Annotated in this window: 26 protein-coding genes; all 26 read right to left on the reverse strand. The window is 43.5% G+C overall.

The annotated features are described in order from the left end of the window. Positions 1-180: 180 nt before the first annotated feature. The 26 genes from HNR44_RS06095 to HNR44_RS06220 all read right to left on the reverse strand — a co-directional run bounded on the left by HNR44_RS06095 (position 181) and on the right by HNR44_RS06220 (position 23833). Positions 181-945: a FliA/WhiG family RNA polymerase sigma factor gene (locus HNR44_RS06095; RefSeq protein ID WP_184403180.1), complete on the reverse strand. Its 765-nt coding sequence runs from the start codon at positions 943-945 to the stop codon at positions 181-183. Positions 946-1157: 212 nt separating this feature from the next. Next, positions 1158-3194 (reverse strand): flagellar biosynthesis protein FlhA, encoded by a 2037-nt coding sequence (gene flhA / locus HNR44_RS06100; RefSeq protein ID WP_184403181.1) that lies wholly within the window; start codon positions 3192-3194, stop codon positions 1158-1160. Between the two features lie 21 nt (positions 3195-3215). Further along, positions 3216-4301: a flagellar biosynthesis protein FlhB gene (gene flhB / locus HNR44_RS06105; protein ID WP_184403588.1), complete on the reverse strand. Its 1086-nt coding sequence runs from the start codon at positions 4299-4301 to the stop codon at positions 3216-3218. Further along, entirely contained in the window at positions 4301-5077 is a 777-nt protein-coding gene (fliR, locus tag HNR44_RS06110; RefSeq protein ID WP_184403182.1) for a flagellar biosynthetic protein FliR, read from the reverse strand. The genes flhB and fliR overlap by 1 nt, the downstream gene beginning before the upstream one ends. Positions 5078-5094: 17 nt before the next feature. Continuing rightward, a complete protein-coding gene (gene fliQ, locus HNR44_RS06115) occupies positions 5095-5364 on the reverse strand; it encodes a flagellar biosynthesis protein FliQ (protein WP_184403183.1) in 270 nt (89 codons plus the stop codon). A 24-nt stretch (positions 5365-5388) separates the two neighbouring features. Continuing rightward, entirely contained in the window at positions 5389-6072 is a 684-nt protein-coding gene (gene fliP, locus HNR44_RS06120; protein WP_184403184.1) for a flagellar type III secretion system pore protein FliP, read from the reverse strand. Continuing rightward, on the reverse strand, positions 6072-6707 hold the full coding sequence (locus HNR44_RS06125; protein WP_184403185.1) for a flagellar biosynthetic protein FliO: 636 nt from the start codon (positions 6705-6707) through the stop codon (positions 6072-6074). The genes fliP and HNR44_RS06125 overlap by 1 nt, the downstream gene beginning before the upstream one ends. Before the next feature lie 15 nt (positions 6708-6722). Then, entirely contained in the window at positions 6723-7085 is a 363-nt protein-coding gene (locus HNR44_RS06130; RefSeq protein WP_184403186.1) for a response regulator, read from the reverse strand. A gap of 24 nt (positions 7086-7109) precedes the next feature. Next, entirely contained in the window at positions 7110-8297 is a 1188-nt protein-coding gene (gene fliY / locus HNR44_RS06135) for a flagellar motor switch phosphatase FliY (RefSeq protein ID WP_184403187.1), read from the reverse strand. Beyond that, on the reverse strand, positions 8294-9286 hold the full coding sequence (gene fliM, locus HNR44_RS06140; RefSeq protein ID WP_184403188.1) for a flagellar motor switch protein FliM: 993 nt from the start codon (positions 9284-9286) through the stop codon (positions 8294-8296). The genes fliY and fliM overlap by 4 nt, the downstream gene beginning before the upstream one ends. A 460-nt stretch (positions 9287-9746) precedes the next feature. Then, positions 9747-10535, reverse strand: coding sequence for a flagellar basal body rod protein FlgG (flgG, locus tag HNR44_RS06145; protein ID WP_184403189.1), 789 nt, complete (start codon positions 10533-10535; stop codon positions 9747-9749). A 302-nt stretch (positions 10536-10837) separates the two neighbouring features. Next, positions 10838-11317: a flagellar hook assembly protein FlgD gene (flgD, locus tag HNR44_RS06150; RefSeq protein ID WP_184403190.1), complete on the reverse strand. Its 480-nt coding sequence runs from the start codon at positions 11315-11317 to the stop codon at positions 10838-10840. A gap of 13 nt (positions 11318-11330) precedes the next feature. Then, positions 11331-12590 carry a flagellar hook-length control protein FliK gene (locus HNR44_RS06155; RefSeq protein WP_184403191.1) on the reverse strand — a complete coding sequence of 420 codons (1260 nt, stop codon included), beginning with the start codon at positions 12588-12590 and terminating at the stop codon, positions 11331-11333. A 58-nt stretch (positions 12591-12648) separates the two neighbouring features. Next, a complete protein-coding gene (locus tag HNR44_RS06160) occupies positions 12649-13209 on the reverse strand; it encodes a MotE family protein (protein ID WP_184403192.1) in 561 nt (186 codons plus the stop codon). Between the two features lie 8 nt (positions 13210-13217). Then, positions 13218-13658: a flagellar export protein FliJ gene (gene fliJ / locus HNR44_RS06165; RefSeq protein ID WP_184403193.1), complete on the reverse strand. Its 441-nt coding sequence runs from the start codon at positions 13656-13658 to the stop codon at positions 13218-13220. After that, positions 13655-14977, reverse strand: a complete 1323-nt coding sequence (gene fliI / locus HNR44_RS06170; protein ID WP_184403194.1) for a flagellar protein export ATPase FliI — start codon at positions 14975-14977, stop codon at positions 13655-13657. Before fliI ends, fliJ begins: the two co-directional genes overlap by 4 nt. Then, entirely contained in the window at positions 14977-15741 is a 765-nt protein-coding gene (fliH, locus tag HNR44_RS06175; RefSeq protein WP_184403195.1) for a flagellar assembly protein FliH, read from the reverse strand. Before fliH ends, fliI begins: the two co-directional genes overlap by 1 nt. Next, positions 15734-16747 carry a flagellar motor switch protein FliG gene (gene fliG, locus HNR44_RS06180; RefSeq protein ID WP_184403196.1) on the reverse strand — a complete coding sequence of 338 codons (1014 nt, stop codon included), beginning with the start codon at positions 16745-16747 and terminating at the stop codon, positions 15734-15736. Before fliG ends, fliH begins: the two co-directional genes overlap by 8 nt. Before the next feature lie 10 nt (positions 16748-16757). Next, positions 16758-18338, reverse strand: a complete 1581-nt coding sequence (gene fliF, locus HNR44_RS06185; protein WP_184403197.1) for a flagellar basal-body MS-ring/collar protein FliF — start codon at positions 18336-18338, stop codon at positions 16758-16760. Positions 18339-18614: 276 nt separating this feature from the next. Further along, on the reverse strand, positions 18615-18950 hold the full coding sequence (gene fliE, locus HNR44_RS06190; RefSeq protein ID WP_184403198.1) for a flagellar hook-basal body complex protein FliE: 336 nt from the start codon (positions 18948-18950) through the stop codon (positions 18615-18617). Positions 18951-18962: 12 nt separating this feature from the next. Continuing rightward, positions 18963-19424 (reverse strand): flagellar basal body rod protein FlgC, encoded by a 462-nt coding sequence (gene flgC / locus HNR44_RS06195; protein WP_184403199.1) that lies wholly within the window; start codon positions 19422-19424, stop codon positions 18963-18965. A gap of 1 nt (position 19425) precedes the next feature. Next, complete coding sequence (gene flgB, locus HNR44_RS06200) at positions 19426-19818, reverse strand: flagellar basal body rod protein FlgB (RefSeq protein WP_184403200.1); 393 nt, start codon at positions 19816-19818, stop codon at positions 19426-19428. 309 nt (positions 19819-20127) lie between these two features. Then, positions 20128-20907, reverse strand: a complete 780-nt coding sequence (gene codY, locus HNR44_RS06205; protein ID WP_184403201.1) for a GTP-sensing pleiotropic transcriptional regulator CodY — start codon at positions 20905-20907, stop codon at positions 20128-20130. 25 nt (positions 20908-20932) lie between these two features. Beyond that, on the reverse strand, positions 20933-22339 hold the full coding sequence (hslU, locus tag HNR44_RS06210) for an ATP-dependent protease ATPase subunit HslU (RefSeq protein WP_184403202.1): 1407 nt from the start codon (positions 22337-22339) through the stop codon (positions 20933-20935). Positions 22340-22373: 34 nt separating this feature from the next. Beyond that, positions 22374-22913: an ATP-dependent protease subunit HslV gene (gene hslV / locus HNR44_RS06215; protein ID WP_184403203.1), complete on the reverse strand. Its 540-nt coding sequence runs from the start codon at positions 22911-22913 to the stop codon at positions 22374-22376. Positions 22914-22927: 14 nt separating this feature from the next. Beyond that, positions 22928-23833 carry a tyrosine recombinase gene (locus HNR44_RS06220; protein WP_184403204.1) on the reverse strand — a complete coding sequence of 302 codons (906 nt, stop codon included), beginning with the start codon at positions 23831-23833 and terminating at the stop codon, positions 22928-22930. Between the last annotated feature and the right edge of the window lie 188 nt (positions 23834-24021).

The following is a 24021-nucleotide window of genomic DNA, read 5'->3' on the forward strand; positions in this document are numbered from 1 at the left end:
TTCCAAAAGCGGAGCGCAAGCTCGTCTCTACGTAAGCGATACCTCGCACGAAAAAAGTGAGTTTCTTTTTGGAGGATATGATTTTCATACGTGAGGAGCTTTAGAAAGCAAGACGACGAAGAGATACGAACGTTATTTTTCCCGGACTTTTTAAAACAACCTCTTTAACATGTCTCAGGGTTATCTGGTCATTTCTTTTTGAAACGCCTGCTTCAATCGAAATAATGCCTTTGAATGGATCTGCGAAATTCTTGACGTCGACAACCGTAACGCAGCTCCAATCTCTGTAAGGGTAAGTTCTTCATAATAGAAAAGGGAGAGGACGAGCCTTTCCTGCTCTGAAAGTTTGGTTATGAGTGTTTGCAATTGTTTATGTACTGCTTTTTTTTCAGCTTCTTCATGCGGGAGAGGCGCTTGGCGGTCTTGAACTGCTGATAGAAAAGAATCTTCGTTGTCTTCGTCGTGTGGCCCTCCATCAATGGATAACAAGTGCGACATATAGCTTTCTGCAGTCGTTTTTAACACTTCTTCTACAGAGATATTGAGCTCTATGGCCACTTCCTTCTCTGTAACATGTCTTCCTTTTTTTTGTTGGAGAACCTCGGTGGTTTCCTCAATTTTCTTTGCTTTTTCTCGTATAGAACGGGGAAGCCAATCTTCCTTACGAAGCCCATCGATGATCGCCCCGCGAACACGAAAAGAAGCGTACGTATCAAATTTGAGTTCACGTTTATGTTCAAACTTGTGCAGTGCATCGAATAAGCCTATCATGCCATGAGATCGAAGTTCATCACGATCAACGGTGCGGGGCAGTGCCGTACTGATCCGCTGAACATGATAGTCAACGAGCGGCGAATAGGCAGCCATTAACTCTTCTTCTGCATATCGATCCCTATGATTGATCCAACGTGCCCAAATTTCCCCCAAGCTTGCTGTTGTCCGCATATCGTCTCCTCCTTTACATGCCCCATTAATAAAATTTGTACCTTTTTAAATGGTACAGACAATTAACGACTAAACCTCTCAAACATTGAATCGTCCGTCCTTTGTTTCCTCTGTTTTGGCTTTTATTAGGATGTTTGCTCCTATCAAGAAAAGTGAAAGCTTCCTTCTTAGGTGTAATTTTTAGTGCTTGTTTCATCGTTTTGCTCGGGCTCTCAAGGTAAGTCCACCACACCAACACTTTGAACTTCAACGTTTGGTTCCAGCTCATTGTAAGATAACACCGGAACTTGTGGAAAATAGCGTTCAATGAGCTGACGGATATGCATACGAACCGCGGGTGAACAAAGAATCACCGGCGTTTGCCCCATATCTGACAATTTTTCGGCTTCTTTGCTGATGGTTTCAACCATTTTCTCGGCTTCATCGGGCGCAAGCGATAAGAACGTACCGTGCTCTGATTGGTGTAAGGCATCCGCAATTTTTTTCTCAGCAGCCCCTCCGAGTGTTACAACATACAACGGTCCGCTTGGCGGAACGACCGCTTTTGTAATCTGCCTTGATAGATTTTGTCTTGCGTATTCAGCGATTAACCTCGGATCTTTGAACATCGGTCCATAATCGGCTAACGTTTCAAAGATAGCTGGCAAATTACGAATGGACACTTTTTCTTTCAAGAGCGTTGCTAAAACTTTTTGAATATCCCCAAGGGTGAGCGGGTTCGGAGTCACCTCTTCCACTAGTGTCGGGTGAGTTTCTTTCAAATGATCGACAAGCTGTTTGGTTTCTTCTCGACCTAATAGTTCATGGGCATACCGTTTCATCGTTTCCGTTAAATGTGTAGAGACGACCGAAGGCGGATCAACAACGGTATAGCCCGAAATTTCCGCGCGGTCTTTTTGATCTTCATCCACCCACAATGCTGGCAGGCCGAACGCGGGTTCAACTGTCTCAATGCCAGTAATGGTTTCATCATCGACCCCCGGGCTCATCGCCATATAGTGATCAAGAAGTAACTCCCCTCGGCTTACTTCATTCCCGCGCAATTTAATTACATACTCATTTGGCTGCAGCTGGATGTTATCACGGATACGAACCACGGGTACGATGACCCCGAATTCCAGTGCCAATTGTCTACGAATCATGACGACCCGGTCGAGCAAGTCCCCTCCCTGATTCGTATCAGCAATCGGAATTAATCCGTAGCCAAATTCGAATTCGATTGGATCAATCGTTAGTAACTGCGTGACATTTTCCGGGGTTGTAACGTCTTCATTGGCTGCTTCCTCCTCTTGTAAAGATTCCTTTGGTACAGAAGAATCTTTTTGACGAGTGAGTACCCAGCCGGAAGTCCCTAGAACTGCTGAAATCGGAAATGTGACTAGATTTGATATTGGCGTAAACACCCCGAGTAAAATAAGCGCACCAGCAGCAATATAGAGCAACTTTGGATAGGCAAACACCTGCTCACTAATATCATAACCGAGCGACCCATTCGAGGCGGCACGCGTCACAACGATCCCCGTTGCCGTCGCAATCAAGAGGGCAGGAATCTGTGTCACAAGCCCATCTCCGACGGTTAGTAATGTGTACGTACCCGCTGCTTCTGTAAAACTAAGATCGTGTAGAAGCATCCCAATTATGAAACCGAAAATGATATTCACGAGGACGATGATAATCCCGGCGATCGCATCCCCCTTCACAAATTTGCTGGCCCCGTCCATTGAGCCGTAAAAATCCGCTTCCTGTTCAATTTTTTCTCGGCGTGTTTTTGCTTCCTGTTCAGTAATTAACCCAGCATTTAAGTCAGCATCGATGCTCATCTGCTTTCCTGGCATTGCATCGAGGGTAAAGCGCGCACCTACTTCGGATACACGTTCAGCCCCCTTGACGATCACGATAAACTGGATCACAACAAGGATAAGAAAAATCACAAAACCAACAAGTGCATTCGATCCAACGACAAATGAACCAAACGTATCAATGACACTCCCTGCCTCTGCCCGACTTAAAATGGCACGGGTCGTTGATACGCTTAAGCCGACGCGGAACAATGTCGCTAGCAAAAGGACAGTAGGAAAAATTGAAAAATCAAGCGGTTCTCTCATGTTCATAGCGACAAGAATAATGAGCAAAGAAAGAGAGATATTCACCATGATCAGGACATCAATCATGGGTGATGGCAACGGGAAAATGAGCATGGCCACTATTAAAATGACGCCTATTAAAATGACTAAATCACGTGCTCGCATTTTACATCTCCTCTTCTTCAATCATGTCGCTTGTGTCCGCTGAAGCCGGTAAACATAAGCGAGAACTTCAGCTACAGCTCTAAATAAATCTTCAGGCACTTCTTGTCCAATCTCCGCACCATCATAAAGACCTTGTGCGAGTGGTTTATTTTCTACCAATGTAATCTTGTTTAACTCGGCTACTTGTCTCATACGAAGTGCTGTGTAATCGGTGCCTTTTGCAATAATGGTTGGTGCTTGCATCACTTGGTCATCATAACGAAGCGCAATGGCATAGTGTGTAGGGTTAGTAATCACGACATCCGCTTTCGGAACTTCCTGCATCATTCGTTGAGTGGCCATTTCCTGGGCGCGCTGCCTGCGCTTTGATTTAATACGCGGGTCGCCTTCCATCTTTTTAAATTCATCTTTAACATCTTGTTTAGACATTCTGATTTGCTTTTCATGATCGTACCGTTGATAGATGTAGTCTGGAACGGACAGGATGAGAAGTAAAAGCGAACAGGAAATGCCGATGATCCCCGTTAACCATGAAACCATGTAAAAGCCAGTTCGAAAATTAAGGAGAGCTAGATGAAGAAGGTCATCAACATAGATCCAAATAATCCCAAATGCGGCGAACCCCACGAGAATGATTTTCAAAAATGCCTTTATAAGTTCTACCAAGGCACGCGCTGAAAAAATCCGTTTGACTCCTTTTATCGGATTGATTTTCGACATTTTTGGCTTAATGGCTTGTGGTGCGAATAGAATGGATACTTGCAACATGCTTGCGATCACACCGGCAAGCAAAGCCACAAGCATAATGGGCAATAACACTATCGCGATCTCAGAAAGAAGAGAGGCAAACATTGACATAACATTTTCGACGTTCATCTCCATCGTCGTATTATGCAAATACATTTTGATGAATAGATGATGCATGAATTCGCCTGGAACCTCTGCGTAGACAAAAAGAAAGATAAAGACGAGCAATAAAATCACAGCAGTATTGATGTCACTGCTCTTTGCTACTTGGCCTTTCTTCCGCGTTTCCTGGCGCTTTTTTGGCGTCGCTTTCTCTGTCTTTTCCTGGGCAAAATATTGTAAATCCATTCGCACGCCCATCATTCTCCTCCAAATAATTGCAATAGCGTTCGCATCGTGACCACAATCTCGTCAACGAGATTGGATACAAGCCAAAAGAACCCCGGTAACGTCAGCATTATTACCGGTAACCCCAGAAAAATTTTTAGTGGTAAACCAACAACAAACACATTCATTTGCGGGACCGCTCGTGACATCACCCCGAGTGCCACATCCACGAGAAAAAGCGTACCTACAATCGGAAATGACATTTGAAACGCAATAATAAACATTGTTGAAAACGCTTCGACAGCAGTTTTCATTACCGATTCACTTCCAAAGTTTACTCCCATTTCATTAACGGGTATATATGTATAGCTGTAGAAAATCCCATCTAACAACAGGTGGTGTCCGTCGGTTACAAACAGTATCAGGACAGCAAACGCATAGAGAAATCCTCCTGTTAAAGGGCTTTGTGCTCCGGTTTGGGGATCAATCACGTTTGCCACGAGAAAACCAATTTTCACATCAATAAAGGCTCCAGCAACCTGAATCGCATAAAATAAGATCGCCGCAACCAGCCCGATCAAAAGACCCATCAACATTTCCTTAATGATCAGTAAAAAGAAAGTCGCATCAATGTCAAGTTCTGGTACATCCAACGTAAAAAAAATGATAGAGGCAAAGAAAATTGCAAAAGAAACTTTAAATATATTCGGTACATTGCGATACGAGAATACAGGGAGCGTGGCAAGAAAAGCCAGAATACGCACGAAAACTAACAAAAACACCGGCAGTTGATTGATCCATTCCAACATATGCATCGATCCCAATATCAACCAATAAAGTTATGCAAATTCGTATAGATTTCTTCTGTAAATGTGATGAGTTGCCCAAGCATCCACGCACCAAAAACCACTAAACCGGCGAGAACGCCGAGGATTTTCGGAATGAACGCGAGCGTCTGTTCCTGAATTTGTGTCGTCGCTTGAAAAATCGCAACCGTTAATCCTAGCACGAGTGCCAATACTAGCAGAGGGCCAGCGACGAGAAAAATTACCGTAACGCTGTGCTCAGCCATGCTTAAGACCGTTTCCTGACTCATATCATCCTTCCTTTACAACGTAAGCTAAAAGCTAATAAGAAGTGACTCAACCACGAGATGCCAGCCATCTACGAGTACAAATAGTAACACCTTAAAAGGAAGAGAAATCATTACAGGCGGTAACATCATCATCCCCATCGACATAAGGACACTGGCAACAATCATATCGATAACGAGAAACGGAATGAATATAAGAAAGCCGATTTGAAATGCGGTTTGTAATTCACTAATCGCAAATGCAGGAACTAACGCTGTCAGTGAGATATCATCTACGGTCTCGGGTGCATCCAACTCAGCGTAGTTTAGGAACAGCGCAAGATCCTTTTCTCGAGTATGATTCGCCATAAATTCCTTCATGGGAGAGACTGCAATCTCAAAGGCTTCTTCCTGGTCCAACTCCCCTTCCAGAAACGGGGTAACCGCTTCTTCATTCACCTCTACCATAACTGGTGACATAATGAAAAACGTAATAAAAAGTGCCAAACCGATGAGCACCTGATTAGGCGGCATTTGTTGAGTTGCAAGTCCCATACGCACGAAAGCGAGCACAACGACAATTCTCGTGAAACTAGTCATCAGCACGAGAATGCTCGGAGCAAGCATCAATATTGTTATGAGGAGAATAAGACGCAACGTCGTGGCTACAGCATCTGGGTCATCGTTGAAAAAGTCACCAATCGGAACACCTGGTATGATGGCTGAAGTCATCAATTCCTCCCTTCTGAACGGTCAAATCCAATCTCTCCTTCATTCTTTGTATCTCGTAAATATACGTCCAGCTGCTCATGAAATGAACCATAGGTTTGATCGTGATGATCTCTCTTTGTCTTTTCTCTTTTTATTAACGCAAAAGCTTTATCTGTAAAATCTGTAGTCGTGCTGCTTTCTGCCAATGCCATTAATGAGCGGGCTTCCTTCTCATCGCTGATCTCCTGCAGTAACTGAATCGATTGGCCGACGCCAACGACAAGCAGGCGGTCCCCAACACGAATGAGCTGCACAGACTTTTGCTGACCGAGTCCAATCCCTCCAAGGTTCTGCATCGTTTTCGTGGATTGAAAGCGATTCGTCCGTTTTGCTAAAAGCTTCAGTAAAAAGAACATAACGAAAATAACAGCCCCAAGAGCGAGACCCAATTGGAACAAGACATTCCACATGCTCTGACCGTCACTTGCAGAAGCTTCTATGTTACTACTTTCTTCATCTATATGTACGCCTTCGATTTTTTCCTCATGGTTTTCTATCGAATCCAATACAGATGTCTCAGCATGCATGACAGCTGAAGTCGAAGATACCCATAGGATAAACGTAATGATTGCAATCCGCACTTTACATATTTTCATAAAAAGACTCCTAGATTAACATAGTACTTTATTTACAGCATCTAGCACCCGATCAGCCTGAAAGGGCTTTACGACAAAGTCTTTTGCTCCTGCCTGGATCGCTTCGATGACCATCGCTTGCTGTCCCATCGCTGAACACATAATTACTTTCGCCCGGGCGTCGTAAGCCTGAATTTCCTTTAACGCCTGGATGCCGTCCATTTCCGGCATTGTAATGTCCATCGTCACAAATGCCGGCTTTAATTCTTTGTATTTTTCAACCGCCTCTTTTCCATTTTCTGCTTCACCCACGATTACAAAATCATTTTTATCGAGGATATCTTTAATCATCATACGCATAAAAGACGCATCATCTACGATTAGTACACTACTTGCCATTACGGTTTTCATCCTTTACCCATGTTATAAATGTTGCAATCGTTGTTCACGACTTATTATATCGGTCACCCTTACCCCGAAGTTTTCATCAATAACCACAACCTCTCCTTTAGCGACAAGACGCTGGTTCACGAGAATATCCACCGGGTCCCCAGCCAATTTATCCAGTTCGATAATCGAGCCTTGTGTGAATTGAAGAATATCCTTAATGGAACGTCTTGTCCGTCCCAACTCCACTGTTACTTCAAGTGGAATATCCATCAGCATACTTAAGTTACGGGATTGATTTACACTAAGGGGAACATCGTCAAAATCATTAAAAGTGACCGGCTGGATATCACGGTCTACTACTTGCTCATTGGTCCTTGAATTTTTCACACCCTCCTCTAGCGGCGCATTTGACGATGGTTGAGGATTTGGGGAAGGTTCAGGGGGTTCTGTGTTCCCCAATTCCTCAGCTAAATTTTCTTCACCTTTTGGATTCGGGGCCATTAATTGGGCGACCATCTCTTTTGCGAACCCTAAACTTGCTAACTGCATAATGGAGGAGTCGATTTGATCTCCGATTTGTAAACGAAAGGATGTTTTTACGAGTGTATCCTCTTGCGGTATATACTCCGTTCCTGAACCTTCATCTATATTGAGCATATCGACAGCAGGTGGTGAAATATCGACACGTCGATTAAAAATAGTTGACAAAGATGTCGAGGAGCTCCCCATCATTTGGTTCATCGCTTCCTGAACCGCACTAATGTACATATCGGTAAGTTCAGAAGGGGGTGAAGTCCCATCTCCACCGAGCATGAAATCTGCAATGACTCGTGCATCTTCTTCTTTAATGACAAGCAGGTTCGTACCCTTGAATCCGCTCATGTATTTTACATGAACCGCCACATGTTGTTTCGGGAGCTCCTCATACAACAGATCGGATTGAATGGCCTGTACCACGGGTGTTGTGATTGACACCTTTTGATTTAATAGCTTTGATAGCACCGTCGCTGCGCTTCCAAACGAAATATTTCCAATTTCACCAATCGTATCCTGTTCAATCGTCGTTAAGTACTGGCTGACATCTAACCCAGCTTTCGTTGTGGGAGGCGGATAGCCATCTTCTTCTACGTTATTGCTCGTTACTTTTTGCTCATCATTTCCATCTTCTAAACCTTCAAGCAATCCGTTTATTTCCTCCTGGGAGAGAGAATCGTCATTCATCTGTCTTCTTCTGCCTCCTTTATTTTCTCAATGACTTGTACAGCCAACCGCTTCTTTTTCTTTCCGGCTTGAACAAAGTACTTCGGTTCCCCGCCGACATAAGCCACAAACGGATCATTGACTGGCTGGGAAAGCTCGATAACATCATCCTGACGCAAATGGAGAAGTTCCTCTACGCTGATTTGTGAATGACCAAGCAATGCCTGGAACGTCAAATTTGCCTGACGAACAGAACTTTCCAATCGCTGTTCTTCACCTTCATGGCGAGATTTATTCGTCTTCTCCATCCAGTAATGCCTAGATAGTTTTGGCAAAATCTCTTCAAATACAACATAAGGTAAGCAAACGTTAATCATCCCTGTCGTTTCACCGATCGTTGCGGAAAGGGAGATAACCACAACTGTTTCATTTGGTGCTACCATTTGCATAAATTGTGGATTGATTTCCAAATGTTCCAAGACTGGCTCAATTTCAATCACTGAGCTCCATGCCTGTTCAAAACAATCAAGTATGTATTGGGTCATTTGTGAGAGTATTCTCGTTTCAATTTCAGTCAAATTTTCAATCTTGTTATAGCTTAAACCCTCTCCCCCTAAGATACGGTCAAGCATGGAGTAGCCGATTTGAGGATTTATTTCAATCAATAATCGTCCCGTAAGCGGCTTAGCGTCAAACACATTCAGCAACGTCATTTTGGGAATTGAACGGATAAATTCTTCATAAGACAATTGTTCAACAGAAGCTACTGATATTTGTACGAACGTACGTAATCGGGCAGCGAGTGCTGTCGTCAACAGACGTGCAAAGTTCTCATGGATACGTGTCAAGGAACGTATTTGATCTTTAGAGAAACGAACGGCCCGCCTAAAGTCATAAGTCATAATTTTATTTTCATCGATTTCTTTGCGTAATTCGTTTGCATCCATTTCACCCGTCGATATCGCTGACAGCAGGGAGTCAATTTCTCCTTGTGAAAGTACATCAGTCATGATTTCACCTCAAAGCTCAACCTCATCAGCATGCAAGCAAGAGGTTATGAATATCCAGGAACAAGTCTTGTTCTAATGTGAGCAACCCTCCGGACCTTCTAAATCCTTAGCAACATCTCTTACAAGCGATGAATAACCACATTTTTGATACGTCGTCAGCATCCTTTAGATACATCATTAATTCTTCAGTGTCCCACGAACGTATAATGACTTCACCAATACTTAGAACTTCTAAGGACTTCGGATGCAGCTCAACTAATTAAAAGTTTTCGGTTTCTATCAGTCGGCTACCATCGTTGGCAGCTACAAGGGGATGACCTGACTGTCCTTTATAGAGTGTGTTCAAAAAGAAGGACGACAAGAGCCGAGTAGGTCGAGAAGACGTAGCTTCGAGCACCCTGCTCGCACCACGAAAGCTATTTTCCCGGACTTTTTGAACAACTTCTTATAAGAGACAAGATTACTTCATATTCATAATTTCTTGTAATACCTCATCGGACGTTGTAATAATTCGAGTATTCGCCTGTAACCCCCGCTGCCCGGAAATCATCTCCACAAATTCTTCAGAAAGATCGACGTTGGACATTTCAAGTGTACCCACGGCAATTTCACCGGAACCATTTTCCCCTGGAACTAGATGATTTGGTTCTCCGGAATTGACCGTTTGTCCATACAAACTCCCACCTTGCTTTTCTAGCCCTTCAGGGTTAGAGAATGTTGTTAATCCTATCGTTTGTCCTACTTGAGCATCCCCATCGATGATTTGAGCGACGCTGCCGTCCCTTCCAATATTATAACTGGACGCATCTTCATCGATTTGGATTTGTGCGCCATCATTTCCTAGTACGAAATAACCGTCTTCATTGACGATGTTTCCATTATTGTCTAACGAAAAGTGGCCAGCGCGGGTATAGAATTCCCCGCCTTCGGGATTTTGAATTCTGAAGAATCCTTCTCCGGCAATACCGAGATCAAGCTCCCGGTTCGTCGGCTGCAAGGCCCCTTGGGTATGATTGGTATTGATTGAGCCGGATCGGGTTCCGAGCCCCACCTGCATAGGGTTTGTCCCACCCTGATTCGCTCCACCTTCGGTCGCTCCCCGCATCTGTTGACTCATCATATCCTGAAAAGAGAACTGTTCTTTTTTAAAGCCTGTTGTATTTACGTTTGCAATATTATTACCGATGACTTCAAGTTTCGTTTGGTGGTTTTGAAGCCCGGATATACCGGAATACATGGATTGCAGCATGATCAATATCCTCCTTATAAGCCTTCGCTTTTATAATAGGTTTCATTCCTATACTCACGGGGCGTACCTGTATGTTTGGCGACAAATCTTAACCTTTGGCCAATCTTCAGTAGACACTTGCGTCTGCATGGGTTCGTCAGCATATATTTTGCATTTCTGATCAGAGTCCCCAAAACAACAATGGATCTATTTAAACTTTGCGTAAATGGTCATTTTTCGATCAAAGAATGGATGATAGCAGCTGGCGATAAAATGAGCAGTTCCTCGATCCTTACACCGATCAGCCGTCTTCTTCCGACTCATCAGTTTTCGAAAGCCGGATCGAGGCCGATTTTCACGAGCTGACTGCTATCAATCCAACGCTCATTATCAAGAAGCAGCTTAATGGTTCCTTCAGAGGTCTTCCGCACAGATAAGACTTCATTCTCTTGGAATTGCCCTTCTTCTCCATCACTAGCTTCCACTTGAATTTCCCATTTCACCGGTGTTCCGATCAATTCACTAAACTGGACAAGAGAAAGACGTTCTTGAGTGCTCAAAAACCGTTCCATGGCATTATTTATGTTCGTCATTTGTTCCAGTGAAGAGAACTGCGCCATCTGGGCGATAAATTCCCGGTCATCCATCGGATCGAGGGGGTCTTGATTTTGCAATTGCGCAATCAATATTTTTAGAAAATCATCTTTAGCAAGCATAGAATTCTCCGGAGTTGTTACATCTACTTCATTCACTACCTTTTCTCCAGGAGAAGATGAAGCTTGTGAATGCATACCTATATTCATCGTGATCACCTCCTTATATTTCTTCATCCATCGTTAACCGTAGCCATTCTTCAAATGTATGGATCTGTAAATGATCTTGTTCATTACCTGTCTCATCGTCATGCTGACTCTCATCTTCACGAGCAGGTGGTTGGTCCCCCTTGCCTTCTCCAGGGGGAAAGGTACCTGCTTGTTCAACGATAATTCGATCTACTGCTAGTTGCTGTTGAAGGAAAGCGTTGCGAAGCTGTGGTAACTGTGCCTCCACTAATTCACGGGTGGTATTTGTTGTCGTCAGCATCCTCGCTTGCATTAGGCCATTTTCCCGAGTAATCTGGACATCCACACGACCAAGGGTCTCTGGATGAAGTTTTACTGTCAATCGCTGAACTCCATCCCCATTCATCCGTAAATGGCCTTTACGAATTGCCTGCTGGAACTGTTTTACAAATTCAATGGCTCGAGCATGGTTAGTCTTATGCCCGCCAAGATGGATGAACAGCTGTTGCCCTTGATTTAATGGTTGTGCCGCTACTGTTTCAGTAAAGAAATGAGCAGGCGCCAAATTTTGGACAGGGATCAACCTTGGTAGAGCTGCCCCTTCCCATGCTCCGTTTCGGTTTATCTCTGTTCGATGTAAGTTCGCAAGCACTCCCCGGCTCTGTATTGAATCCAGGTACGAATACCCCGAAAACAGCCTGAGGGGGTGCTCTTGTAATTTATCCCTAAAGATTTGTACGTTTTCCGACCCATGTACTTGCAAATAATGAGACAGCCGGTGGCGCAGTGGTTCTATACGCTCGCTTTCTCCATTGCGAACTGCAAAAGCAAGAATAGCAGCTAGTGTAGGAATCACTTCCATTTCGGTTTGTTGAGCTATCTCTTGATCTACATGTTGTGCCTCCTGCTTTATATTGGTCATGATCTGTTCTAATAGAGCATCAATTGAAGGATTTTCTGTGCTTAACGTTTTAATGGAATTCAGTAAATCCTGCTCATTCCCATTTAAGCTCTTGAATTCTCGCACAGTCTCTTCAATGATTTTAGCCGCCAGCCCCCAATCCTCTTCTGATAAAAATTCTTTAATAGATGGAAAGAATAATTTCCAGTCACTTAACGCCTTCGTATGATCCAATAACGACCCATATGACCCATTCTCCTGCTGAAATAACCCTCCGGTACGGTCTTGTATATGGGTTAACAAATGGTTGAACAAACTGTTCCCATTACCGAAAGATTCTTCCCCCACCATCTGGAATGAACCATTACTTCCTTTGTTAGCTGAGTGTGTCATAACATTGGCAAATAATCCTGGGGCAATGATCCTGCCTCACCTCCTTTGATCCAAAAGCTTAATTTGCAAGCAACGTTGTGATTTCTGCTGCCCGATTTGGATCCATGTTTTGTAATATATCGGAACGGCTATCATCATTCATTTCCGACATGTGCATTAAAATTTCCTCATTTGGAAGTTCTCCCATAATCTCTGCTGCTCTTCGTGGATTCATATTTTCATAAACGTTTGCGATACGACTTAATTCTTCCTGGGTATCTATATCCCCCGCATCTTGATTTTCATTGCTCAACGCCTCTAATTCTTCGTATTGGGCCAGTTCGATTTGTAAATCTTCAATCGTGGACTCCGCTTGCTGAAGTTCATATTCCAGGTGAGCAATCTGCTCGTCTTTTTCTGCCAACCTTGGTTCACTTTCTTCTTCCTTTTCATCTTCATGGACCCAATCCGATACAACTGGAATACTGCTCACCGTCGACTTTATTTGATCAATAGGATTCACTACTCCGAATATGGTTAATACCACCCCTACCAGCACAATGATGAGCGTACCAGGTATAACAATGAGGAATAAAAGCTTTTGAAACCAGTGGGGGTTATCATTTTTGTTTTTTGCCATTCCTCCACCTACTTACGCAGTAGAACTTGTCGAGACGCAAGCTCATCCATGAGTGTTTGTTCTTGTTTATTCATATCTTGTATGTACTCTTCCCATTTGCGTTCTTTCATTCTCTCTATTTTTTTTATTTCAATCTCAGCTGATTGCCATTCTTTTTTTCGAGCTGCCATCACATTGCGAGCCGTATTTGCTTTCTTTTGAGAATGTTTAATTCTGTTTTCAATATTTTCTCTTGCCAGTTGTTTTGTTTGAATCAAGGCCACAGTCGTTCCCTGTATACACGCGTGTTTATGCTTTTCATCCAGATTTTCCCGCGCCTTTAACCATTGGTATAATTCATACCCCGCAGCTTCAAAATGACGGGCTGCATCTTCATAACTATTTCTGTGCTCGACAACTTCACGTTCTTTCACTTCTAGTAATTTTTCAAATGGAAACGTAAAAGTCATCGCGCATTACTTCCTTTCTTCGCTAACGTTTGTAAATGTTCAATAGTCGTCATAAAATTTGTACGTTCTTCTGTTCCTTGCCTGAGAAATGCTTGGATCTCTGGATGGATGTTAACGGCTGCATCCACTTTTTCCGAGCTTCCTCGTTTGTATGCCCCAACCTGAATCAGATCTTCAGTGTCTTCGTAAGTGGCTAAATATTGCCGAACTATTGCAGCTGCTTGCATATGTTCTTCTGATACAATCTGATTCATCAACCGGCTGGAACTTTTTAAAATGTTTAAGGCTGGATAGTGCCCTTTATTCGCAACGCTTCGGTCAAGGATAAAATGCCCGTCCAGAATCCCCCGAACCGCATCCGCGATCGGCTCGTTCATATCGTCACCATCTACAAGGACTGTATAAAAGGCGGTTATCGTCCCCTGTTCACTTGTCCCTGAGCGTTCCAACAACTGAGGCAAGAGGGCAAACACCGAAGGAGGATAGCCTTTCGTTGTTGGCGGTTCACCAGTGGCAAGTCCAACTTCTCGTTGTGCCATAGCAAAACGGGTAACAGAGTCCATCATTAAATTCACCGTTTTCCCTTGATCGCGAAAATATTCCGCAATCGCCGTGGCTGTCTGAGCACCTTTAATGCGAACGAGGGCTGATTGATCGGAAGTGGCGACGACAACGATGGTCTTTTTCAAGCCATCTGGACCAAGATCTTTTTCTATAAATTCCTTAACCTCACGCCCCCGCTCCCCGATCAGTGCTATGACATTCATATCGGCTTTTGAGTATTTCGTAAACATCGCCATTAATGTGCTTTTTCCGACGCCGCTACCGGCAAACAATCCGACTCTTTGGCCTTCTCCCACACTCAACATACTATCAACCGCACGGACACCAAGAGGAAGGGGCTTTGTAATTCGAGGTCTGCTAAGAGGGTTGGGTGCCTTTCGCTCGACCGGGACCTTGTATAACCCTTTAGGCAATTCGCTTCCATCAAGCGGACGTCCTAACCCATCTATAACCTTTCCAATCAACCCGGTACCCACTTCGATTTCCAATGGCTTACGTGTACTCTCTACAAGAGATCCAGGGTAAATTTGCTCCGTTTGAGAAAAAGGCATCAATACAATCACAGATTCCTTGAATCCAACGACTTCTGCTAGTACAGGAGCTCGTTCATGCGCCGGATAGATCCGACAAATTTCCCCTACAGCTGCTTGTGGGCCCTGTGCTTCGATCGTCAAGCCAACAACGCGAGTGATTTTCCCTAACCATTTCAACGGGTTTAAATATTCGATTTCATTGACAATCTCCGCTGCCCTCATCACGACCTCCCCGAGGCAAGCAAATCATGAAGCTCCGTATGTAAGGTACCTAGTTGATCCTCCAGAGATACAGCTAAACGTCCAACAGGGGTTTCGAACACGCAGCCATTATTGTCCAGGTTTGTGTCGGGAATAAAGCGAAGGTGCTCGGCATGCGTAAGTAACGCTTGCCATTCTTCACGCTGCTGAACCGTTTCTTTGTAACGATCAGGGTGAATATAAACAACAACTTCTGTATGATTTTTGACTTCTTGAAGCGCCTCTTTTATGAATTGCAGCCAGTGATCTTCCATTTCAAGTTTTTCTCCTAATATTTTTTTCGTAAGCATGATAGCAAGGTCAATGATCACTGGCTCAGCAGCGTTTAAATATTGCTGATAATCTTCTTTTGCTGCTTCCACCACATGAGTAGCTTCAGCGATGGTCTTCTGATAGGTCTCGTACCCTTTTCGTTTCCCTGTAAGGTATCCCTCACGTTCCCCCTTGGTCCATGCTTCTTTGTATTGTTCTTCTATTTTGTTTTCAAATTCAGCTCGGGAAGTCTCCATCTCTCTATAGATCTTTTCACTTTCTGCCCGAGCCTCTGTGATCATCGCATCTGCCTGCTCCCTGGCACTTACGAGTAATTGTTGTTTCGCTGATTCTTTAGTTTTAGTTTCTTCTTTGTCATCTTTACTACGCTCTGTTCCTACAGGCTGCACAAGAATAGAATGAGGATGGTTTGTTGGTGATTTTGATTTTTCTGCTTTAATAACCCTAGACAATAATATCGTCCCCTCCACCACGGGCAATCACAATCTCCCCCGTATCTTCCAGTGTGCGAACAACCCCAACGATTCTCATTTGAGCTTCTTCAACATCTTTCAATCGAACGGGGCCCATATATTCCATTTCCTCTTTGAACGTATCTCCCATGCGTGTTGACATATTGCTGAAAATAATCGTTTTCACTTCTTCACTAGCCACTTTTAAGGACAGCTGTAAATCTTCATGATCTACATCACGGATAATACGTTGAATCGATCGATTATCAAGCGTAACGATATCTTCAAAAACAAACATTCGTTTTTTAATTTCATCAGCAAGTTCCGGATCCTGACTCTCCAATGAATCAAGGATAGTGCGCTCAGTACTACGATCGACGCTGTTTAATACTTCCACAACCGATTCGATGCCGCCCGCTTCTTTATAACCTTGGGGAACGGCTGAAGAGAGGCGCTGCTCAAGAATCGATTCCACCTCATGTACGACTTCAGGAGAGGTACTATCCATTACTGCGATTCGTTTGGCGATATCGGCTTGCAGCTCAACCGGCAAATCTGAGAGAATTTGTCCCGATTGCTCAGAATCAAGATAAGACAAGACGAGCGCAATCGTCTGCGGGTGTTCATTTTGAATAAAATTCAAGATTTGCATGGGATCAGCTTTCCTCGCAAAGTCAAATGGGCGTACTTGCAAAGTTGACGTAAGTCTAGTAACGATCGACATGGCTTCTTCTTTACCGACTGCTTTTTCTAATACATTTTTCGCATAGCCAATACCACCTTGTGTCATGTAATCTTGAGCAACTGCAAGCTGATGAAATTCATCAATAATCTTGTCCTTCGTCGAACTCTCCACTTTGCGTACGTTCGCAATTTCAAGCGTTAGCTGCTCAATCTCTTCTGGTTGCAGATGCTTATATATGTTTGCTGAAACATCAGGACCCATAGAAATGAGAAGAACGGCGGCTTTTTGCTTTCCCGGGATTCTTTTTTGAACTCTTGCCATACGCTCCCCCTTAATCTTCCGATAACCAGGTGCGAAGAAGTTTGGAAAACTCTTCTGGTTTTTCTTTGGCTAATATTTCCAATCGCTTGAGCTGTTCCCCTTCCATCGAGTGGTTATTATCTGGAATATCCTCAACTGAAAGGTTCTCTTCCTCAAATTCCTGTTCTTCGTCTTCATAAAAATGACGTCGAAGGAGTAAAACAGCAGCTACAATCGCAGCAATGCCCACAATCGCTGATAAAACATACACCCACAGAGGAAGACCTGTAGTTTCAGGCTCTTCCTCAAACTGGTTGCCGATGAAAGGCTGTGCAGAGACGAAGATTTTATCGGCAACATCCCCGTCGTCCATTTCTTCAAGATATGTTTCGTCAATACTGGTGGAAACGACGGTTTCCAAAATGGATTCAATATCGTCAATGGTTTCAGCAGGTAGGGATAGGATATCTTCGTGGTCTGGAGGTTCAACAGCAACCTGAATACCCAAATCTCGTAATTTATAAGGGCTTTCCTGGATATGACGATGAATACGGTTCACCTCGTTGTTCACACGCTCTTCCATTCGTTCATAATCTCCATCTCCGGCTGCGCCGACTCCAGGATAGTTGGCAACATCATTGTCACCTGTCCCAGCGACTCCTTCTTCTGGAATCTCTTCGCCTTCATACGTTTCTGTGATCGACTCGGCGCTAACCTCAATGCCTTCCATATTCTCTTCATCCACTGGCTCTACCAGTTCTTCTTCACGGGTCTCTTGTGTAAAATCAATATCACTAGTAACTGTTACCATCACTTTATCCTGACCCATCATGATTCCTAGCATTTGCTGAAGTTGCTCTTGAATATCATTTTCGATATTCCGTCTGATTTCACGGTGTTGGTCATAAGCTTGCATCGCCCCATCAACGGCATCTTTATTTTCATAATGATATTGATTCGCTTGGTTATCCGTAAGCGTAATGTTGTCAATCGGGAGATCCGGAATACTTCTGGATGCCAAATGGTACAACGCTTGTACATTCGCTTGCTCCATTTGATAACCAGTAGATAGCGTGAGGACGATTGAAGCATTGGATTCTTCCTGATCATCACTGACCCATACGGTTTCCTCCGGAAGGGTAATCATGACATCTGCCTGACTAACACCATCCATAGTTTCCATGAGATTACTTAATTCTGTTTCCAATGTTGCTTTTTCCATGAGAGAAAACTCATTATCTGTCATCCCGAATCCAAGCTGATCTTGAAAATCTTCATAACCAATCGAACCACTTCGTGGAATTCCCTCAGCTGCTAATTCTACTTTGAGTTGATCAACGCTTTCTTGAGGCACTAGAATGGTAGTTCCACCGTCTGTAACCTCCGATGGGACTCCTCTGTTATCAAGATTCTCCTTGATGCTTCCCGTTTCTTCTACAGACAGATCATTATATAGAGGTGCATAATTCATTCTTGTATTGAAAAAGAGGAGGAGTAAAATCAACACGATAGGTAACAGCAATGCTCCTAGCAGAAAATATTGCTGTTTTTTGGATTTTGCGCTCCAGAATTGCCGGACTCGATCCTTATATATATGTATTTTTTCGTTCATTTGTTGCTTGCCCACTTCCTCATGGAATTACCTAGATGTACATGTTCAAAAAGAACTTCCGTACGCTAAGACTTACACCTACGTTCCAGAGCGGAGAACTTGTCACTAAGAAAGTTAACCTTCACACGAGAAATAGTGTTTTATGCGAAAATATAGTTTTCACGCGTGTGTAGCGCAGGAAAATCGAAAACTAGAGCAGGGGTGTCACAGGACGTGACGGAATTTAGTCTAAGGTCTTAGAATCCACTCCCGAAGGCTTCCCTTCGGATTTGATTATCACAACGTCATCCTCATCACTTTGTCATAAGCTTCCATCACTTTATCACGAACTTCGACAGTTGCCTGAAGGCCGATTCCCGCTTTTTCAGAAGAAATAATCACGTCATGGAGATTATCCACTTCCCCCGTTAGTAACTTTTGGGTCATCTCTTGAGATTCTTTTTGATACATATTTACGTTATCGAGTGCACTCTTAAAAATTTGACCGAAAGAGTGTTGAGCTTCTGCCCCACTTACTGGATGTTTTTTATCGTCTGCCGCTCCAGATGAATGACTTGCCGCTGCTGTCGGTGGAATAGGCACTTGCATGTTTGTTGTGATTTCCATCATCATCACTCCTTCCCTCTATGATCGCCCGATTTCCATTGTTTTCATCATCATCCCTTTATGGGCATCGAACACAGTAGCATTTGCTTCGTACGATCTCGTTGCCCCCATCACATCAACCATTTCTTTCAACGGATCGACATTTGGTAATTCGAGATAACCTTCTTCATCGGCATCAGGGTGTTCAGGTTGGTATGTGGTTTGAAAAGGCGTCCCGTCTTCAACAATACCGCTCACCTTGACACCAGCGGCTCCTTGTGAATCTTCCTGTTCCGCGCGTCGTAACTGGGAGGCAAAAGAATGTTGGTTTTCTTGAGGCGCCATTGTAACGATTCTCCGTCGATACGGTTCCCATTCTCCGTCCACCATTCGACCTCTCGTTGTTTCGACATTTGCCATATTGCTGGAAGCTGCATCCATTCGAAGACGCTGAGCGGTTAATGCAGAAGCTGTTGCGTTCATACCCTCAAATAACGACATATCAGTTCCTCCCTCCAAGAGCTGTCTTCAGACTGCTAAATTGCCCATTCATTCGATCAGTAAGGGCAGAATGATAGATCTGATTGTTTGCCATAGCTGCCATTTCTTTATCTATATCCACACTGTTTCCGTTGTGCTGATACATTCGTTCTGGGTTGATAGATGTATACGCACCTCGTGCTTTCTCTCCTCTGAATTCAATGTGCCGTCCATCTGTCTTGTGTGAAAGAAAATTTTGCTTAGCTTCTTCTAACGTATGTTGAAAATTTGTCTGTCGAGCTTTATAGTTCGGAGTATCTATATTGGCAATATTGTCTGCAATCGTTTTCTGCCGAAATGCGGCACCATCTAAACCATTTTGTAAATTTTGGATGGTTGATGAAAACAAAGTCATATACTATTATCCTTTCGATTTAAATCTTTAGACTTAGATATGACCATTTTATTACTTATGTAGGGTTCTATTGGTCCTCTTGATTGTATAAAAAAGCTTGAATGATGTCTAATATATAATTAAAAAATTTTATATCAGTAACATTTACCCATTAATTTAACTGAATCAACAACAAAAACAGTTGTTAATACCTAAATAAGATCAACATTTACTTACAACGTGCATAATATTCGGTTTATTTATAGTTGCCCCAACCAAAAAACCGCACCCGATGATGGGTGCGGCAGGAATGCAATCTCTTTATTCACTTTATTCGTCACGAAGGCGCTCTAATTCGATTAGAAACTTGTTATTAAGCACTTTAATATACGTCCCCTTCATTCCCAGGGAACGAGATTCGATTACGCCTGCACTCTCAAGTTTACGTAGGGCATTGACAATGACGGAGCGAGTAATTCCAACACGATCAGCAATTTTGCTAGCGACGAGCAGCCCTTCTTTGCCATCCAGCTCTTCAAAAATATGCTCAACGGCCTCTAACTCACTGTAAGAGAGAGAACTAATCGCCATTTGTACCACTGCTTTACTCCGTGCTTCTTCTTCGATTTCCTGTGCTTTTTCATGCAGAATTTCCATTCCCACTACTGTTGCACCATATTCAGCCAGTACGAGGTCATCATCGCTAAAAGATTCATTGAGGCGCGCCAAAATTAATGTACCTAAACGCTGGCCGCCGCCAATAATCGGCACGATCGTCGTCAAACCGGTACGGAATAGATCACGGTTCTCTACAGGAAATGCTGTGTACTCGCTATCGATATCCAAATTCGGTGACGTTTCATTCACATTGAATATTCCGGCTGTGTATTCTTCAGGGAATTGTCTCTCCTCGAGAATTCGATCAATTTTATCATGCTCAATTTCCTGTTGGATAGAGTAACCGAGCAGTTTACCCCGACGGCTTACGACAAAAATATTTGCCGTTATGACATGGCTCAACGTTTCTGCCATATCCTTAAAATCAACATGCTGCCCTGTTGTTTTTTGCAACATATCATTAATTTGTCTCGACTTTGCTAATAGTTCCATTTGTTGAAAATCCTCCTATTCGTAGTTACAAAATAAAGTGGCTGGTATCTTCATTCCCGGCAACGTCTGCGAGTTTTTCTTCCACATATGGAGCAGTGATTGTAATTTTCTCTAATGAAATATCAGAGGCTTCAAATGAAAGCTCTTCTAACAACCGTTCCAACAGTGTGTGTAAACGGCGCGCGCCAATGTTTTCAGTCTCGCGATTTACATGTTCAGCTAAAGCAGCCAACTTTTCAACAGCATCGTCAGAAAATTCTACGATTATACCTTCCGTTTCCAAAAGAGCTGCATATTGTTTAAGTAAAGCGTTATCTGGCTCCCGAAGAATTCTGATAAAGTCATCCTTTGATAAATTCTCAAGTTCGACTCGAGTGGGAAAACGACCTTGAAGTTCAGGAATTAAGTCGGAAGGTCGTGACATATGGAAAGCACCGGCGGCTACAAAAAGGATATGATCAGTGTTAACGGCTCCGTACTTGGTCGTTATAGTAGCTCCTTCCACAATGGGGAGAATATCACGTTGAACGCCTTCTCTGGAAACATCCGCACTACTGCCCGATTGTTTTCCAGCTACCTTATCGATCTCATCGATAAAAATCATACCGAGTTGTTCAGTCTTATTGATTGCTTGTTGGCTGACTTCTTCCATGTCCACCAGTTTTTGGGCTTCGTCTTCAATGAGAACGGCGCGCGCTTCTCTCACGGGCAGCTGACGCTCCTTCTTTTTCTTCGGCATCATATTCCCGAGCATTTCCTGCATATTCATACCCATCTGATCCATACCTGAGCCTTGGAACATATCCGAAAAAGATGGGGCTTGCTCTTCGACCTCTACAGTTACTAGGTGTTCTTCAAGTTCTCCTAGTTCAAGTTGATGCTTTATCCTTCTTCTTCGTTCTCGGTTACTCTCATGTTCTGCTTCATTGCCTTCATCAGGCTCAGGCTCTTCGCCTGATTGTGACTGGAAAATCATTTCAAAGGGATTTTTATATTGTTGGTTCTTCTTTTTGGAAGGGGCCAGTAGTTTAACAAGCCGTTCATTGGCCTGCTTTTCCGCTTGAGGACGAACCTTTTCCATTTTCTCAGCTTTTACAATTCGCACCGCACTGTCAACAAGGTCACGCACCATCGATTCAACATCGCGACCAACATAACCCACTTCTGTGAATTTTGTCGCTTCTACCTTCACAAATGGCGCCCCCATGAGTTTCGCTAAACGACGCGCAATTTCGGTTTTCCCTACACCTGTTGGGCCAATCATGAGAATATTCTTCGGAGTGATCTCATCTCGCATATTCTCGGGAACTTGACTGCGCCGATAACGATTACGAAGTGCAATTGCCACCGCACGTTTGGCTTCTGTTTGACCAACAATATATTGATCCAACCGATCAACAATTTGACGTGGTGTAAGATGGGTGTATTCCAACAGTTATCACCTTTCATATCCCTTTTTAGGAAAGTTACATTTCTTCAATCACCCGCTGGCCATTGGTGTATACACAGATTTCACCAGCTGTTTTTAACGCTTCTTCAGCAATTTCACGTGCGCCTAAATCAGAATGTCTAACGAGCGCCCGACCAGCTGCCAATGCATAAAAACCTCCTGATCCAATCGCTAGCACCCCGTCATCAGGCTCAATGACTTCGCCAGTACCTGCGATTAGCAAGAGCTGCTTGTCATCCATAACCAATAACATCGCCTCTAATCTGCGCAGCACTTTGTCACTTCGCCATTCTTTAGCCAATTCAACAGCTGCTCGCTGCATTTGTCCCCCATATTCTTGCAACTTTCCTTCAAACATTTCAAACAGGGTGAACGCATCGGCAACCGAGCCTGCAAAACCTGCAACAACTTTACCGTTATAGATTTTACGTATTTTCTTTGCGTTATGTTTCATAACTGCTGCTTGGCCAAAGGTTACCTGACCGTCGCCGGCCATCGCACCCTTGCCTTTATGACGAATAGCAAAAATCGTTGTTGCGTGAAATGAATTTTCCAAAATTCCTCCTCCTTTCAGGCACGAGGATGGGCTCCTTTATAAATCGTTCGCAGACGCTCTGTCGTTACATGTGTATAGCGCTGTGTCGTCGATAAATGCTCATGACCGAGCAGCTCCTGAACTGCACGTAGATCGGCACCTTCATTCAACAGATGTGTGGCGAATGTATGCCGTAAGCTGTGAGGAGAAATCTGCAGCGTATGTGAAGCTTCACGTACACGTTTATGTAATACGTGTCGCAATCCACGGTCGGTTAATCTTCCTCCTCTGAAATTCAAGAAAAGAGCAGAGGTATCATTCCCGCCACGCTTCGCCAGTTTACTTCTCCCGTCTTCCAAATATCTTTCTAAGGCCGCCAACGCGTATGTGCCAATCGGAACATAGCGTTCTTTTTCACCTTTACCGATAACATGAACCGTCTCTGTACTGAAGTCAAGATCATCACAAAGCAAAGCGCAGGACTCAGCAGCACGAATTCCTGTCGCATAAAGCAATTCGAAAAGTGCCAGATCACGCTGCTGAAGCGGATCGTCCCCTTCACATACATGTAAAAGTGCCTGTAATTCATTCGTATAAAGAAAACGAGGCAATCGGTTAGGCTGAGTCGGAAAATGGGTGAAGGTCATGGGGCTTTCCAAAACTAAGGATTCCCTCTTTAAGAAGCGATAAAACGTTCGAATAATGGAAAGGTCTCTCGCAATGCTTGTTCTTGCCATTCCTTTTTCATGCAAATGAGTGATGTATATTCGTATATGCCTATGAGTAGCATCTAAAGGCCCTATCCGTAATTTTTCTTGTAAAAAATGTTTCCAGGCTTCTAATTGACGTTTATAAGCAATCATCGTATGTTCAGAAACATTTTTTTCCACTCGTAGGTACTGAAAAAAAGCTAGATAAGAATCTTGCGCAGCAGAAGACATAATTATTCACCTCGATAAGCGAATAAAGTTTAACACATTTGCAGACCCTGAAGCAACCTTTGTTCATAAAATTCTGAATCGATTTCAAGTCATCTTTCCCTTAGCTTTCTTTCAGTGGATTCTCTGACCCAAACGACAACCCCTTGAAGATTGTACAAATCCATGGATTTGGTTGCAACTCTTACGCC

This window comes from Geomicrobium halophilum, assembly GCF_014207655.1.
Lineage (GTDB): Bacteria > Bacillota > Bacilli > Bacillales > Marinococcaceae > Geomicrobium > Geomicrobium halophilum.